General features: G+C 60.6%; 16 protein-coding genes. 9 read left to right on the forward strand and 7 right to left on the reverse strand.

The genetic code is table 11. From position 1 onward, the window contains the following. Positions 1-25 precede the first annotated feature (25 nt). From gluQRS to folK, 3 genes are all read left to right on the forward strand, one after another. Entirely contained in the window at positions 26-898 is an 873-nt protein-coding gene (gene gluQRS, locus CYR55_RS03510; RefSeq protein WP_101814777.1) for a tRNA glutamyl-Q(34) synthetase GluQRS, read from the forward strand. Between the two features lie 135 nt (positions 899-1,033). Next, on the forward strand, positions 1,034-2,452 hold the full coding sequence (pcnB, locus tag CYR55_RS03515) for a polynucleotide adenylyltransferase PcnB (protein ID WP_101814778.1): 1,419 nt from the start codon (positions 1,034-1,036) through the stop codon (positions 2,450-2,452). Beyond that, a complete protein-coding gene (folK, locus tag CYR55_RS03520) occupies positions 2,449-2,928 on the forward strand; it encodes a 2-amino-4-hydroxy-6-hydroxymethyldihydropteridine diphosphokinase (RefSeq protein ID WP_101814779.1) in 480 nt (159 codons plus the stop codon). The genes pcnB and folK overlap by 4 nt, the downstream gene beginning before the upstream one ends. Positions 2,929-2,932: 4 nt before the next feature. Here folK and qseC read toward each other — a convergent pair whose 3' ends face one another. Both qseC and qseB read right to left on the reverse strand, forming a co-directional pair. Beyond that, positions 2,933-4,282: a quorum sensing histidine kinase QseC gene (qseC, locus tag CYR55_RS03525; protein WP_101814780.1), complete on the reverse strand. Its 1,350-nt coding sequence runs from the start codon at positions 4,280-4,282 to the stop codon at positions 2,933-2,935. Further along, positions 4,279-4,941 carry a quorum sensing response regulator transcription factor QseB gene (gene qseB / locus CYR55_RS03530; RefSeq protein ID WP_101814781.1) on the reverse strand — a complete coding sequence of 221 codons (663 nt, stop codon included), beginning with the start codon at positions 4,939-4,941 and terminating at the stop codon, positions 4,279-4,281. Before qseB ends, qseC begins: the two co-directional genes overlap by 4 nt. A gap of 155 nt (positions 4,942-5,096) precedes the next feature. Between qseB and panB the strand changes: the two genes are divergently transcribed. The 3 genes from panB to panD all read left to right on the forward strand — a co-directional run bounded on the left by panB (position 5,097) and on the right by panD (position 7,271). After that, complete coding sequence (panB, locus tag CYR55_RS03535) at positions 5,097-5,891, forward strand: 3-methyl-2-oxobutanoate hydroxymethyltransferase (protein ID WP_101814782.1); 795 nt, start codon at positions 5,097-5,099, stop codon at positions 5,889-5,891. Positions 5,892-5,926: 35 nt separating this feature from the next. Next, on the forward strand, positions 5,927-6,781 hold the full coding sequence (panC, locus tag CYR55_RS03540; protein WP_101814783.1) for a pantoate--beta-alanine ligase: 855 nt from the start codon (positions 5,927-5,929) through the stop codon (positions 6,779-6,781). Between the two features lie 109 nt (positions 6,782-6,890). Continuing rightward, positions 6,891-7,271: an aspartate 1-decarboxylase gene (gene panD, locus CYR55_RS03545; protein ID WP_101814784.1), complete on the forward strand. Its 381-nt coding sequence runs from the start codon at positions 6,891-6,893 to the stop codon at positions 7,269-7,271. A 105-nt stretch (positions 7,272-7,376) separates the two neighbouring features. Here the strand turns inward: panD and CYR55_RS03550 are convergent, their stop codons facing one another. Further along, on the reverse strand, positions 7,377-8,147 hold the full coding sequence (locus tag CYR55_RS03550) for an ABC transporter permease (RefSeq protein ID WP_101814785.1): 771 nt from the start codon (positions 8,145-8,147) through the stop codon (positions 7,377-7,379). Next, a complete protein-coding gene (locus CYR55_RS03555; protein ID WP_101814786.1) occupies positions 8,144-9,070 on the reverse strand; it encodes an ABC transporter ATP-binding protein in 927 nt (308 codons plus the stop codon). Before CYR55_RS03555 ends, CYR55_RS03550 begins: the two co-directional genes overlap by 4 nt. 142 nt (positions 9,071-9,212) lie before the next feature. On the opposite strand from CYR55_RS03555, the gene can reads away from it, so the two are divergent. Then, on the forward strand, positions 9,213-9,863 hold the full coding sequence (can, locus tag CYR55_RS03560) for a carbonate dehydratase (protein WP_101814787.1): 651 nt from the start codon (positions 9,213-9,215) through the stop codon (positions 9,861-9,863). A 101-nt stretch (positions 9,864-9,964) separates the two neighbouring features. Here can and hpt read toward each other — a convergent pair whose 3' ends face one another. Continuing rightward, positions 9,965-10,501 (reverse strand): hypoxanthine phosphoribosyltransferase, encoded by a 537-nt coding sequence (hpt, locus tag CYR55_RS03565; protein WP_101814788.1) that lies wholly within the window; start codon positions 10,499-10,501, stop codon positions 9,965-9,967. Positions 10,502-10,741: 240 nt separating this feature from the next. On the opposite strand from hpt, the gene CYR55_RS03570 reads away from it, so the two are divergent. Both CYR55_RS03570 and CYR55_RS03575 read left to right on the forward strand, forming a co-directional pair. Next, entirely contained in the window at positions 10,742-11,089 is a 348-nt protein-coding gene (locus CYR55_RS03570) for a YacC family pilotin-like protein (protein ID WP_101815015.1), read from the forward strand. 629 nt (positions 11,090-11,718) lie between these two features. Next, the gene (locus tag CYR55_RS03575; RefSeq protein WP_101814789.1) at positions 11,719-12,585 is read left to right on the forward strand and encodes a hypothetical protein; all 867 of its coding nucleotides are present in this window, start codon (positions 11,719-11,721) and stop codon (positions 12,583-12,585) included. Positions 12,586-12,639: 54 nt separating this feature from the next. Here the strand turns inward: CYR55_RS03575 and yacL are convergent, their stop codons facing one another. Both yacL and acnB read right to left on the reverse strand, forming a co-directional pair. Next, positions 12,640-13,002: a protein YacL gene (yacL, locus tag CYR55_RS03580; protein WP_101814790.1), complete on the reverse strand. Its 363-nt coding sequence runs from the start codon at positions 13,000-13,002 to the stop codon at positions 12,640-12,642. Between the two features lie 160 nt (positions 13,003-13,162). Beyond that, on the reverse strand, positions 13,163-15,760 hold the full coding sequence (gene acnB / locus CYR55_RS03585; RefSeq protein WP_101814791.1) for a bifunctional aconitate hydratase 2/2-methylisocitrate dehydratase: 2,598 nt from the start codon (positions 15,758-15,760) through the stop codon (positions 13,163-13,165). Between the last annotated feature and the right edge of the window lie 93 nt (positions 15,761-15,853).

The following is a 15,853-nucleotide window of genomic DNA, read 5'->3' on the forward strand; positions in this document are numbered from 1 at the left end:
GCACCGCGCTGTCGTCGCCACGCTTATGCCTGACACCCTGACACCCCCCTCCCCCTATATTGGCCGCTTTGCGCCGTCGCCTTCCGGTGAACTCCACTTTGGTTCGCTTGTCGCTGCGCTGGGCAGTTATCTGCGCGCCCGCCGTTGCGGTGGCCGCTGGCTGGTGCGCATTGAAGACATCGACCCGCCGCGCGAAGTGCCGGGTGCCGCCGCACGCATCCTGGCCCAGCTGGAACAGTATGGCCTGCTGTGGGACGGCGAGGTTCTCTACCAGTCAACTCGCCATGACGCCTACCGCGCGGTGCTGGGGCAACTCATCGCCCGCGGGCAGGCCTATTACTGCACCTGCACCCGCAGCCGCATCCAGTCCCTCGGCGGGTTCTATGACGGCCATTGCCGGTTGCTGCACCGGGGGCCGGAGAATGCCGCCCTGCGCCTGCACCAGACGGCACCGGTCTACGGGTTTGAGGATGGGCTGCGCGGCTGGCTGGCGGCCGATGCGCGCATGGCGGAGGAGGACTTCATTATCCACCGGCGTGACGGGCTGTTCGCCTATAACCTGGCGGTGGTGGTGGATGACCACCATCAGGGCGTGACGGAAATTGTGCGCGGCGCGGATCTGATTGAGCCGACGGTGCGCCAGATGGCGCTCTATCAGCAGCTGGGCTGGCCGCCGCCGCATTATATCCACCTGCCGCTGGCGGTGAACGCCCAGGGTGACAAGCTCTCCAAACAGAACCACGCCCCGCCGCTGCCGCCGGGCGATCCGCGCCCGACGCTGGTGGCGGCGCTGGCGTTCCTGCACCAGCCGGTGCCGGCGGGCTGGCAGGATTTACGCCTGCCGCAGTTGCTGGCGCAGGCGGTTGCCCAGTGGCAAGTGGCGGATATCGTGCCATAAATGGCCCACAGCCCGCAGAATGCGCGGCAACCGGCCATTGACAGCTGTATAACATTATTCTCAAACCCCCCGGCATGAGCTATGATTAGCCGCTGTTTTTTGCTCTGTCTATTTTAGTCACTATCGAGGTGTCCCATTTTTACCCGAGTAGCCAATTTTTGCCGAAAGGTACTGGCCCGCGAAAACGACGTTCCTGACACGGTTGAACCCGTGCCGGCGCCTTTGCCGACTGTCACCATTATTCCGCGCGATCAACATGCGATCTCACGCCGGGATATCAGTGAAAATGCCCTGAAGGTGTTGTACCGTCTGAACAAATCAGGTTTTGAGGCCTATCTGGTCGGCGGCGGCGTGCGTGACTTACTGCTCGGTAAGAAGCCCAAAGATTTTGACGTGACCACCAACGCCACCCCGGAGCAGGTGCGCAAACTGTTCCGCAACTGCCGTCTGGTCGGGCGTCGTTTCCGTCTGGCGCATGTGATGTTCGGCCCGGAAATTATCGAAGTGGCGACCTTCCGTGGTCATCATGAACAGGAGCAGCCGCAGTCTGACAAGAATGCGTCCCAGCAGGGCCAGAACGGTATGCTGCTGCGCGACAACATTTTCGGCTCGATCGAGGAAGACGCGCAACGCCGTGACTTCACCATCAACAGCCTCTACTACAGCGTGGCTGACTTCTCGGTGCGCGACTACACCGGCGGCCTGCGTGACCTTGATGACGGCATCATCCGCCTGATTGGTGACCCGGAAACCCGTTACCGTGAAGATCCGGTGCGGATGCTGCGCGCCGTGCGTTTCGCTGCCAAGCTGAACATGGATCTCAGCGAGGAAACCGCTGAGCCGATCCCGCGCCTCGCCTCGCTGCTGCATGAGATCCCGCCGGCGCGGCTGTTTGAGGAGTCGCTGAAGCTGCTGCAGGCCGGGCACGGTTACCCGACCTGGCGCCTGCTGTGTGAATACCAGCTGTTCCAGCCGCTGTTCCCGCTGATTGCCCGCCAGTTCACCGAAAGCGGTGACAGCCCGATGGAGCGCATTCTGGAGCAGGTGCTGAAGAACACCGATCACCGCATCCTGACCGATATGCGCGTCAACCCGGCGTTCCTGTTTGCCGCGATGCTCTGGTACCCGCTGATTGAACATGCGCAGAAGCTGGCGCAGGAGAGCGGGCTGGCCTATTTCGACGCTTTCGCGTTGGCGATGAATGATGTGCTGGATGAGCAGTGCCGCTCACTGGCGATCCCGAAACGCATTACCACGCTGGTGCGTGACATCTGGGCGCTGCAACTGCGCCTGTCACGCCGCCAGGGCAAACGCGCCCATAAGCTGATGGAGCACCCGAAATTCCGGGCCGCCTTCGATCTGTTGGCGCTGCGCGGCGAGGCGGAGAACAGCCGCGAGCTGCAACAGCTGACCCAGTGGTGGAGCGAATTCCAGGAGGCGACCCCGGTGCGCCAGAAAGGGATGCTGACCAACCTGGGCGATGATGCCGGCCCGCGCCGCAGCCGTGCCCGCCGCCCGCGCAAACGCGCCCCGCGCCGTGACAACAACGTATGATCCGCGTTTACCTTGCGCTGGGCAGCAACCTTGCCCAGCCGCTCGATCAGGTCAACGCCGCGCTTGACGCACTGGCCGCCCTGCCGCAGACGCGGCAGGTAGCGTGCTCCTCGTTCTACCGCAGCACGCCGCTCGGGCCAAAAGATCAGCCTGACTACCTGAACGCCGTGGTGGCGCTCGACACCACGCTGCTGCCGGAAGCCCTGCTCGATGCCACCCAGGCGATTGAGCAGCAACAGGGGCGGGTGCGCAAGGCGGAGCGCTGGGGGCCGCGCACGCTGGACCTTGATATGCTGTTGTATGGTGACCAGGTGATTCACACCCCGCGTTTGACCGTGCCGCATTACGACATGATGAACCGCGAATTCATGCTCTACCCGCTGGCGGAGATTGCGCCGGATCTGGTGTTCCCGGACGGCACGGTGTTGAAACAGCACCTGGCCGGGGTGGATCGCAACGGCCTCACCCGCTGGTAATGCCTCAGGCGGTGATCACCACCGCCAGCCCCCCTGATGGGCGGTTTTCCGCCCACAGTGCCAGGCCATGCAGAGCCGCAATCCGTAACGCAATCGACATCCCCAGCCCGCTGCCATTCTCCGCCTGCCCCGGCGGCCGGTAAAACCGCTCGCCCAGCCGGGTGAGTTGCTCCGCCGTCATGCCCGGCCCCTGATCCTCAACCCGGATTTCCGGCCCCAGCGTTACCGTTACCGTGGTGCCGCCCGGCGAGTAGCGCACCGCGTTATCCAGCAGGTTACGCAGCATCAGCGACAGCAGCAGCGCCTGCCCCTGCGTCACCGGCGGCGTGCCGGTAGCGTGCAGATCAAGCCGGATGTTTTTGGCGCGCGCCTGGGGTTCCACTTCTGCCAGCGCCTGTTGCGCCAGCACTGCCCACGCCACCGGCTCGCGTGCCTCCGGCCCGCTGAGCGCCTCCAGCCGCGAGAGCGTCAGCAACTGATCCACCAGCCGGGTGGCACGGTCGATGCCCTCCGTCAGGTTCGCGAGCGCATGGTTGCGCATCGCCTCGTCATCACCGGCCAGTTGTGCCACTTCGGTCTGCACCCGCAGCGCCGCCAGCGGGCTGCGCAGTTCGTGGGCGGCATCTGAGGTAAAGCGCCGCTCGCGCACCAGCATGCTTGAGACGCGCTCAAACAGCGCATTCAGCGCCGCCGCCAGCGGCAGCACTTCCGTGGGCAGCCGGGCGGTAGCCAGCGGGCGGCCATCTTCCGGCGCTCGTTGCCGCAGCGCTGCCGCCACCTGCCGCAGCGGCGTGAGTTCGCGGCCAATCAGCCAGGCCATCAGCAGCACCAGCAGCGGCAGCGACACCAGCCACGGCATAAATTGCCCGGAGACCACCGCCCACGCCATATCCTCGCGGTACTCCACCTCCTGCCCCACCACAATGCGCTCACCGCCCGGTGCCGTCAGCCAGACCAGCCGCCAGCGGTCATCATCCCCGGCCAGCGTGCCCTCCACGAACCCCTGCGTGCGCGCATCAAAGCGGATGTCCCGGCCGTTTTCCCCGTCGTTCAGCCGCATGTCACCGTGCTGGCCGAAAATGGCGAACGCCAGCGCATCATCCTCCAGCTCACCGCGGCTGCCGTGGCGCACCAGCGTGCTGGTTTTCGGCAGCCGCACCGCCTCCCCGCCGGTTATTTCCCCCAGACGGGCGGTAGCCAGCCGTTTGGCGAACAGCATCTGCTGGGTATCAAACAGTTCATTAATCGTGTGCTGAGTGCGCACCCACGCCAGCGTGCTGGCGATGCCCCAGACCACCAGCGACACCAGGCTGAATAACAGGATCAGCCGCGCCCGCAGGCTCAACCGGCTCATGCCTCGTCCCCCAGCGTGTAGCCGACGCCGTGGACGGTGCGGATAAGCGCATTGCCCAGCTTGCGCCGCAGATGGTGGATATGCACCTCCACCGCGTTGCTGCTTACTTCCTCATCCCAGCTGTAGAGTTTGTCCTGAATCAGTGAGCGCGCCAGCACCCGGCCTTTGTGGGTGAGCAGCAGCTCCAGCACCGCCAGCTCTTTGGGGGTGAGCGTGACCGGCTCGCCCGCCAGCGTCACGCTGCGCGCTGCCGGGTCGAACGCCAGGGCGCCGTGCGTCAGGTGCGGGGTCAGGTGGCCGTGGCGGCGGCGAATCAACGCCTGCAACCGCGCTGCCACCTCCACCAGCGCAAACGGCTTGCAGAGGTAGTCATCCGCCCCCGCCTGCAACCCGGCCACCCGCTCGCTCAGCGCGTCACGCGCCGTCAAAATCAGCACCGGCGTATCCTGCCCCGCCGCACGCCATTCACGCAGCAGCGCCATGCCGTCCAGCCCCGGCAGGCTTAAGTCCAGGATCACCGCATCATAGGGCGCGGCCCGCAGCGCCTCGCGGCCGGTGGGGCCGTCGGTGAACCAGTCCAGGCTGAAGCCCAGCTTGCCCAGCCCGGCGCGGATGCCGTCCCCAATCAGGCGGTCATCCTCAATCAACAAAATGCGCATCGTCACTCCCTTTCGTTCGCCGTTAGCCTTACAGTTAAGCACGATCTTCTTAACAGGATCTTAAGGTCACGCACAGGCGGCTACCCAGGTGACGCCCTTATCATTAGAATGGCGCACCGGGTGAATACCACGATAAAGTCGTATAAGAGGTTATTATGAAATCCACCACAGTCAGCCATTTACGGCAGTGGAAACAGCAGCAGCGCAAGTTTGCGACCATTACGGCCTACGATGCCAGCTTCGCCCAGCTGTTTGAGCAACAGGGCATCAGCGTGATGCTGATTGGCGACTCGTTAGGCATGGTGGTTCAGGGGCACGATTCTACCTTGCCGGTCACGGTGGAGGAGGTAGCCTACCACACCCGCTGCGTGCGCCGTGGTGCACCGCACAGTTTACTGATGGCGGATCTGCCGTTCATGAGCTGCAACACGCCGGAGCAGGCGTGTGAGAACGCCGCCACGCTGATGCGCGCCGGGGCCAATATGGTGAAGCTGGAAGGCGGAAGCTGGCTGTGCGACACGGTGAAAAAGCTGACCGAGCGCGCGGTGCCGGTCTGCGGCCACCTCGGGCTGACGCCGCAGTCGGTGAACATTTTTGGCGGCTATAAAGTCCAGGGGCGTGATGACGCCGCTGCCGACCGGCTGTTGCAGGACGCGCTCAACCTGGAGCAGGCGGGCGCGCAACTGATGGTGCTGGAATGTGTGCCGGTGGCGCTGGCGGAGCGCGTCACCCGCGCGTTGCAGATCCCGGTGATCGGCATCGGGGCCGGTAACGTGACGGACGGCCAGATTCTGGTGATGCATGACGCCTTTGGCATCACCGGCGGCCACGTGCCGAAATTCGCCAAGAACTTCCTGGCGGAAGCCGGTGACCTGCGCAGTGCGGTACAGGCTTATGTGGATCAGGTGGCGTCCGGCGCTTACCCGGCCCCCGAACACACCTTCAACTAATGATGCCGTAAGGCACAGACTCAAGGAGATGTAACGTGGTAATCATTGAAACGTTGCCGCTGCTGCGCCGTCAGATCCGCCGCTGGCGGCAGGACGGCCAGCGCATTGCGCTGGTGCCGACCATGGGTAACCTGCACGAAGGCCATATGACGCTGGTGGACGAGGCCAAAGCCCGTGCCGATGTGGTGGTGGTGAGCATCTTCGTGAACCCGATGCAGTTCAATAACGCTGACGATCTGGCGCGTTACCCGCGCACGTTGCAGGAAGACAGCGAACTGCTGAAGCGCCGCGGGGTGGATCTGGTGTTCGCCCCGGCCGCCGCCGACCTCTACCCGCAAGGGCTGGAGACGCAGACCTTCGTTGAGGTGCCCGGCCTCTCCGCCATGCTGGAAGGTGCCAGCCGCCCCGGCCACTTCCGTGGCGTCTCCACCATCGTCAGCAAGCTGTTTAATCTGGTGCAGCCGGATCTGGCCTGCTTTGGCGAAAAGGATTACCAGCAACTGGCGCTGATCCGCAAAATGGTGGCGGACATGGGTTACGACATTGAGATTGTCGGCGTACCCACGGTGCGTGCCAAAGACGGGCTGGCGCTCAGTTCGCGCAACGGCTACCTCACCGCCGACGAACGCAAGCTCGCCCCGGCGCTGAGCCGGGTGATGAATGGCCTGGCAGAGCAGCTGTTGCAGGGCGAGCGCCACGTAGAAGAGTTGCTGGAACAGGCCGCTGAGCAGTTGCGTGAGGCCGGTTTCACGCCGGATGAGCTGTTCATCCGGGATGCCGATACCCTGCAACCGCTCACCGTTTCCAGCACCCGCGCGGTGATCCTGATGGCGGCGTGGCTCGGCAAGGCGCGATTGATTGATAACCGGCAGGTGGATCTGACGGTCTGACCCGCCCTCAACCGCTGAACGCAGGACGCACCCAGCAAGAGACCGGCCGCGCGCGTTGGCCGGGCGCATAACCCTCTGTTTTCTTTTTGGCTATTAAGGTAACAACGTTATGGTACGCACCATGCTGCAAGGCAAGCTTCACCGGGTAAAGGTAACGCAGGCTGACCTGCACTACGAAGGCTCCTGCGCCATCGATCAGGATTTCCTGGACGCCTCCGGCATTCTGGAATATGAAGCCATCGACATCTACAACGTCGACAACGGCCAGCGCTTCTCCACCTACGCGATTGCCGCCGAGCGCGGCTCCCGCATCATTTCGGTCAACGGCGCCGCTGCCCGCCTCGCCTGCGTTGGTGACAAGCTGATCATCTGCTCCTACGTGCAGATGGCCGAGGCCGACGCCCGCGCGCACACGCCGAAAGTGGCCTACTTTGAGGGCGACAACCAGTTACAGCGCCAGGCAAAAGCGATCCCGGTTCAGGTTGCCTGACGCCGCCTGTCGTAACAAAGGGGAGCCGGACGGCTCCCTTTTTTGTACCCATAAAAAAGCCGGGAATCCCCGGCTTTTTATTTTTACTGTAAAGCGCATCTGCCCTTACGAGCGCAGCCCGCGGCCGCGCTGGATCAGGTACCAGGCAAGCAGGTAGAACACCACGATAAACGCCACCAGTACCGCCATGGTGAACGCCAGCGGCACGTCGCTGATACCGAGGAACCCATAGCGGAAGCCGCTGATCATGTAGACGATCGGGTTCAGCTTCGACACCGCCTGCCAGAACGGCGGCAGCAGCGTCAGCGAGTAGAATACCCCGCCGAGGTAAGTCAGCGGCGTCAGCACAAAGGTCGGGATCAGGCTGATGTCATCAAAGGTGGTGGCAAATACCGCGTTCAGCAGCCCGGCCAGCGAGAACAGGATCGCCGTCAGCAGCAGGGTCGCGGCAATCACCCACCAGGCGTGCACATGCAGCGGCACAAAGAACAGCGACACCGCCGTGACCAGCACCCCGACGCAGATGCCGCGCGCCACGCCGCCGCCGACATAGCCGGCGATCACCACGTGGGTCGGTACCGGGGCCACCAGCAGCTCTTCAATGTTGCGCTGGAATTTGGCGCTGAAAAACGATGAGGCGACGTTGGCGTAAGAGTTGGTGATCACCGCCATCATGATCAGCCCCGGCACAATAAATTGCATGTAATCAAAGCCGTGCATTTCCCCAATCCGCGAGCCGATCAGGTTGCCGAAAATAATGAAATAGAGCGTCATAGTGATCACCGGCGGCACCAGCGTCTGGATCCAGATGCGGCCGAAGCGGTTAATCTCTTTGTACCAGATGCTTTGCAGTGCCACCCAATAGAGACGGGTCATACGTTTTCTCCCTCGTTGCCGTTCACCAGGTTAACGAACAGCTCTTCCAGCCGGTTGGCTTTGTTACGCATACTGAGTACCTGAATGCCCTGCTTGCTCAGCTGGCTGAACAGCCCGTTCAGCCCCTGCTCGCGCATCACGTCCACTTCCAGGGTGGAGGTGTCCACCAGCTTGCTCTTGTAGCCTTCCAGTTTCGGCAGCGGGCTTTTCGCCGCCAGATCCAGCACAAAGGTCTCTGATTTCTGCGTCGCCAGCAGCGCTTTCATGCTGGTGTTCTCCACCAGTTCCCCGTTCTGGATGATGCCGATGTTGCGGCACAGCATCTCCGCTTCTTCCAGATAATGGGTGGTGAGGATGATGGTGGTGCCCTGGGCGTTAAGATCTTTCAGGAAGCCCCACATGGAGCGGCGCAATTCAATGTCCACCCCGGCGGTCGGTTCATCGAGGATCAGCAGCTTCGGCTCATGCATCAGCGCGCGCGCAATCATCAGGCGGCGCTTCATGCCGCCGGAGAGCATCCGCGCCCGTTCGTCACGCTTGCCCCAGAGATCGAGCTGCGTCAGGTATTTCTCTGCGCGCTCCAGCGCGTCACGGCGTTTTACACCGTAGTAACCCGCCTGGTTGACCACAATCTGCATCACGGTTTCAAACGGGTTGAAGTTGAACTCCTGCGGCACCAGCCCAAGCTGGCGTTTGGCGTTGACGATATCCTGGTCAATGTCATAGCCAAACACCCGCACCTTACCGGCCGTTTTGTTCACCAAAGAGCTGATGATACCGATGGTGGTGGATTTCCCGGCGCCGTTCGGCCCAAGAAGTGCATAAAAATCCCCGGCGTTGACCTTCAGGTCAATGCCGCGCAGCGCCTGAACCCCACCTGCATAGGTTTTGGTCAGCTGCGTGAGTTCCAGTGCATATGTCATAAAAGTAGAATCACCTTGTCCTGTTGTTTCTCTGATCCCGCCGACAGGATCAGATTTCAAATTCGTGATGTATGTCCTATATTAAAGCGGCAATCTGCGCGTTACAGATTGTTCACACTTCATATGAGATTAATGATATCCCATGAAAGAAATCGAAAGACTCATTGCTAACAACCGCGCCTGGTCTGAGACCATCACCAAAGACGATCCTGCCTTCTTTGAACGCCTGGCTCAGGCCCAGAAGCCGCGCTTCCTGTGGATTGGCTGCTCCGACAGCCGGGTTCCGGCAGAGCGCCTGACCGGCATGGAGCCGGGCGAGCTGTTCGTACACCGTAACGTGGCCAACCTCGTCATCCACACCGACCTCAACTGCCTCTCCGTGGTGCAGTACGCGATTGACGTCCTGCAGGTGGAACACGTGATCATCTGCGGTCACTACGGCTGTGGCGGCGTGGCGGCGGCGGTCGAAAACCCGGAGCTGGGCCTGATCAACAACTGGCTGCTGCACATCCGCGACCTGTGGTACAAGCATAGCGCGTTACTCAGCGAACTCCCGCCCGATGAGCGCCTGGATACCCTGTGCGAGATCAACGTGGTAGAGCAGGTGTATAACCTCGGCCACTCCACCATTATGCAGGGTGCCTGGAAACGCGGGCAGAAAGTGATGCTGCACGGCTGGGTTTACGGCTTGCAGAACGGCCAGCTCAATGACCTGAACGTCACCGCCGCTAACCGTGAAACGCTGGAAATGAACTACCACAACGCCATTGCCAAGCTATTGCCGGACGTTTGACCGGCAAGCACGGAGCATAGCCAATACCGCAGCGTAAAAATTAGCTTTCCAAGCGCTTTTACCCTGCGGTTTTTCAGGAAGAAACAAGGGCGTAAAGGCAGTTACTCCGCGGCCGGCACCACATTGCCGATGTAAGGCAGGTGCCGGTAGCGCTGGGCGTAATCGATTCCGTACCCGACCACAAATTTATCCGGGATCGAGAAACCGATATACTCCACCGTCACGCTGACTTCCCGGCGTGACGGTTTATCCAGCAACGTGCAGATAGCCAGGGACTTCGGCTCACGCAACGCCAGGATTTCACGCACCTTGCTCAGGGTATTGCCGGAATCGATGATGTCTTCCACGATCAGCACATCCTTGCCCCGGATATCCTCATCCAGATCTTTCAGGATTTTCACATCACGGCTGCTGGACATGCTGTTGCCGTAGCTTGAGGCGGTCATGAAATCGACTTCATGCGGTACCTCAATCTGGCGGCAGAGATCGGCCATAAACATGAATGAACCGCGCAACAGCCCGACCAGCACCATGTCGCTGCCGCTGTCACGGTAGTCATTGGTGATCTGTTGGCCCAGTTCCGCAATACGCTGCCGGATCTCTTGCTCGGAAATCATGACTTCTACAGTGTGTTTCATAAATATTTTATCTGTTACCTGTACGGGGTATCAGAGTTTAACATAGCCCCTGCGGCGGATCGACGCGCTGCCTTTTCAGACTCCCGGCCTGCAGGTTATCGCCCGGAGCCGCTATACTCAGGGTATTTTTCCGTTCCAGACCCTCCTTTCCCGGTACGCCTGCCGGGCGCGCAATTAATTTGGTGCGTGAATAAGTAAGTGTGATAACGTCTGCTAACCATGAATAAGTCACTGATGGCAATGAAACGAACGACACTGATGATGCTGCTGCTGGGGCTGCTGGGCTTCTCCTCTGCCAGCCAGGCACTGAGCGACACCGAAGCGGAAGACCTTGCCGATTTGACGGCGGTGTTTGTCTACCTGAAGAACAACTGCGGCTACCACGATCTGCCGAATAACCAGATCAAGCAGGCGATTGTCTATTTCGCCCAGCAGAACAGTTGGGATCTCAGCAACTACAACACCTTCAACATGCGCCGGCTGGGCGAAGAGAGCTACCGCGACCTGAGCGGCATCGCGATCTCCACGCCGAACAAGTGCAAAGCGCTGGCCCGGGACTCCCTGGGACTGTTGGCTTACGCACAGTAACCCGCCTGCTGCCCGTCAGGCGGGCACTTTTCCCCCTGCCGCAGCCCTGTGTTTTCAGCATAATCCTCTGCCCTGCCCTCTCCTGCCCTGATGCTTCAACCGGCCTTAACCTACTGGCGCAAGGGATTACAATTTTTCCGCCTCGTTACGCAACCGGTTTACCTTTAGGGTCATGATCATCAGGTGCGGAGCGGAAAAAATTGCCCGCTGCCCTCGGCTTATCTATTTTTTAAATTCTTGTTAAATCTTTGTTGGAATATATTTGTTGTAAACAGGTGTCCTGTGGGTTGAATTACGGCGGGTAATTAATTACTATTTCTTAACACTATTTAATCCTTAAGTTAAATTTATCCCGTTTTTTATTTACTTTATTATCTCTGCATTAAGTCAAATTTATTGCCCTGCCCCAGACGGCAATTCTGTCATTAAGCCAAATTAGCAGCATATCCCCCACGTTTTATACCAAATCATTGGCGTTACTCACTCTTTATTTAGGCTAACTCAGCTGACAACGCTTTGTTTTCCTTGATTTTAAATTGAGCTATTTATCCCACCTTATTCTGCCGTTCGCATTTCTGCACTTTTTTTACACTCATCACTCCTGCTAATCACTCTAAAGAATGCCGACTATGAAAATAACATTTTGCACCGCGCTTGCCGCCACCCTCACCACGGCCGGCGTATTGCTTTCTGGCGTTGCCAGCGCCGGGGAAAATCCGTTCAGTGCCTCTACCCGTAATTACGCCAGTGCCGGTGTGGAATATTTCAAGTGGGATGAAACCGTCGATAACCTCGACCGGAAATATGTGCAGGAACACGGCCCGCGTTTCCGGGTGAATACCGGTGCCAATAACTACGTGGACGCCCGCCGCGGTACGCTGAAAGGCTGGGAAATGAGCCTGATGGCCGGTGCGGTAAGCTACCGTGGCGGTGCGCTCGACCCGCAATACAATTTGCCGCCCGGCTCGCTGAAAGGCGAAACCTGGTATACCGGTTACAGCGCGGACATGACCCGCGGTTACCGGATGCGCGCCTCAGAAAACGTCTCGTTTGACCTGAAAGGCTCGCTGGGTGCCCAGGCCTGGCTGCGTAACATCCGTTCAGACGATGTTTATGTCGCTTCCGAACAGCGTACCCGCCGCTTTGGCGCGGTGGAAGTGTCGCTTCAGCCTTACGCCAAAGCGGGTGCCGGGGTGAACTGGCAGATGACGCCGGCGTCCCAGGTGAGCCTGGAAGGCGGCGCGCTTTACCCGATCCAGACCTGGACCCACAGCAACGCCGGGGATGTCTGGTTGCAGCCGAAATCACGCCTGTCTCCGTACGCGGCGCTGACCTGGAACGTAACGCGTGATGTGTTCGTGAAGGCCTATTACGTGCACCAGAAATATGGCAAGTCTGACACCGAGCGCGGCATGTTGGGCGATAAGGCGATGAACTTCTATCAGCCGGCCACCACCACCTCGTCAGCGGGCCTGGAGTTTGGCTTCTACTATTAAGGAATCACAGGTCATGGATGCCGGACACCGCCGGCCAGTTACTGGCCGGCCCCTTCAGCGCCCGTTGATAAACGCCCGGTACTTTTTCACCACCTCCAGAAAGTCCTCCAGGCCGCACAGCGACAGGCTCTCCTCATTGTAGTAACTCATCCCCTCTTCCATCTCGTCGCCTTCAAACTCCAGCAGATTGGCGCGGATCATCACCTCTTCGCCATCCAGCCAGAGCGTGTACTCACGCCCTTCACGCTGCCACTGGCGCTCGGTGCCTTTGACCGTGGCTGCCTGCGTCTCGACCTCATCCAGCAGCGCCAAATCGCCTTTAACCTCTTCATTGAACCAATGGCCCACCACTTCGTGGCCCATTGAGAACCGCACCTGCACCTGGCCGGTGATATCACGCAAAAACTCGTAGTCCATGATGTTCTCTCCCCTGTTGATCCGCTAAGTGTAGCCTGATGCCGCCCGGCAAAGCGCTATGCTGCGCCCATTTCCGGCTGCCGCAACCGGGCGGTAAAAACCGTCCATAAAAAAAGGAGGCCCGCCGGGGCCTCCTTGTTGCGTCGCGCACTATAGCCGCTTACACCGCAGTTTGGAAGATAACGCCATCCGCTTTTTCGGTGTACTGGTCGAGCTGGTCAAAGTTCAGGTAGCGGTAGGTGTCCACTGCCGTCTTATCTACCTGCGCCATGTACTCCTGGTACTCCTGCGGGGTCGGCAGGCGGCCCAGCAGCGAGGCTACCGCCGCCAGCTCAGCGGACGCCAGGTAGACGTCTGCGCCGTTGCCCAGGCGGTTCGGGAAGTTACGCGTGGAGGTGGAGACCACCGTCGCGCCGTCCGCCACCCGCGCCTGGTTACCCATGCAGAGGGAGCAACCCGGGATCTCGATGCGCGCACCGCTCTTACCGAAGACGCTGTAGTAGCCCTCTTCGGTGAGCTGCGCGGCGTCCATCTTGGTCGGCGGGGCGACCCACAGGCGGGTCGGCAGCTGGCCTTTGTGCTGATCCAGCAGCTTGCCGGCCGCACGGAAGTGGCCGATGTTGGTCATGCAGGAGCCGATGAACACCTCGTCAATGTGGCTGTTGGCCACCGAGGAGAGCAGGCGCGCGTCGTCCGGGTCATTCGGCGCACACAGGATCGGCTCTTTGACGTCAGCCAGATCGATCTCGATCACCGCGGCGTACTCGGCGTCAGCATCCGCTTCCAGCAGTTGCGGGTCAGCCAGCCATTTCTCCATGCCCTGGATGCGGCGCTCCAGCGTACGGCGGTCGCCGTAGCCTTCGGCAATCATCCACTTCAGCAGCACGATATTGGAGGTCAGGTATTCGATGATCGGCGCCTGGTCCAGCTTGATGGTACAGCCGGCAGCGGAACGCTCTGCGGAGGCATCTGCCAGTTCAAAGGCTTGTTCAACCTTCAGCTCCGGCAGGCCTTCGATCTCCAGAATACGGCCGGAGAAGATGTTCTTCTTGCCCTTTTTCTCCACGGTCAGCAGGCCCTGCTGGATCGCGTAGTAAGGGATGGCGTGCACCAGATCGCGCAGGGTGATGCCCGGCTGCATTTTGCCTTTGAAGCGCACCAGCACCGATTCCGGCATGTCCAGCGGCATCACGCCGGTGGCGGCGGCAAACGCTACCAGCCCGGAACCGGCCGGGAACGACAGCCCGATCGGGAAGCGGGTGTGGGAGTCACCGCCGGTGCCGACGGTGTCCGGCAGCAGCATACGGTTCAGCCACGAGTGGATGATGCCGTCGCCCGGGCGCAGCGACACGCCGCCACGGTTCATAATGAAGTCCGGCAGCGTGTGGTGGGTGGTCACATCCACCGGCTTCGGATAGGCCGCGGTGTGGCAGAAGGACTGCATCACCAGGTCAGCGGAGAAGCCGAGGCAGGCCAGATCTTTCAGCTCGTCACGGGTCATCGGGCCGGTGGTGTCCTGTGAACCGACGGAGGTCATTTTCGGTTCGCAGTATTCGCCAGGGCGCACGCCGGTGACGCCGCAGGCGCGGCCCACCATTTTCTGCGCCAGGGAGAAGCCTTTGTCGCTGGCCGCTACCGGGCGGGCGATGCGGAACACATCGCTGTGCGGCAGGCCCAGCGATTCACGCGCCCGGGAGGTCAGGCCACGGCCCACGATCAGCGGGATGCGGCCGCCGGCGCGGACTTCGTCCAGCAGCACGTCGGTTTTCAGCTCAAAGGTGGCGATCAGTTCATTGGTGTCGTGATTACGCACTTCCCCTTTGTACGGGTAGATGTCGATCACATCGCCCATATTCAGGTTAGAAACGTCCAGCTCGATCGGCAGTGCGCCGGCATCTTCCATGGTGTTGAAGAAGATCGGGGCAATTTTGCCGCCCAGCACCACGCCGCCGCCGCGTTTGTTCGGCACGAACGGGATGTCGTCGCCCATGAACCACAGCACCGAGTTGGTGGCGGATTTACGGGAAGAGCCGGTACCGACCACGTCACCGACGTAGGCCAGCGGGAAGCCTTTCTGGTTCAGCGCCTCGATCTGTTTGATCGGGCCGACGCTGCCCGGCTGATCCGGCTCAATGCCTTCACGGGCGTTTTTCAGCATCGCCAGCGCATGCAGCGGGATGTCCGGGCGTGACCAGGCATCCTGCGCCGGTGACAGGTCATCGGTGTTGGTTTCACCAGTGACTTTAAACACGGTGACGGTAAGTTTGTCCGCCAGTTGCGGGCGGCTCAGGTACCATTCGGCTTCCGCCCAGGATTTCATCACCTGTTGCGCGTAAACATTCCCGGCCTGTGCTTTCTCTTCCACGTCATAGAAGTTATCGAACATCAGCAGCGTATGGGACAGCGCCTTGGCCGCAATCGGGGCCAGTTGCTCATGGTCCAGGGCTTCAATCAGGGGCTGGATGTTGTAGCCGCCCTGCATGGTGCCCAGCAGTTCGATGGCTTTTTCCGGGGTAATCAGGGGGGAGTGGGTGTCGCCTTTGGCGACCGCGGCCAGGAAGCCGGCTTTTACGTAGGCAGCTTCATCAACGCCCGGCGGTACACGGTTAATCAACAGGTCTAACAGGACTTCTTCTTCGCCCGCGGGCGGATTCTTCAGTGACTCAACCAGCGCGGCCATTTGGGAAGCATCTAATGGCTTGGGGGCAATGCCCTCTGCAGCACGCTCGGCTACGTGCTTACGGTATTCTTCTAGCACGACTCTCTCCTCGCTCTCATTGTCATTTATTGTGCCTGGCTATCCATATTCATACCGGTGTAAAACCTGCCGCCCTGCGCACAGGGTTTTTCG

It is taken from the genome of Chimaeribacter californicus (assembly GCF_002858675.1).
GTDB lineage: Bacteria > Pseudomonadota > Gammaproteobacteria > Enterobacterales > Enterobacteriaceae > Chimaeribacter > Chimaeribacter californicus.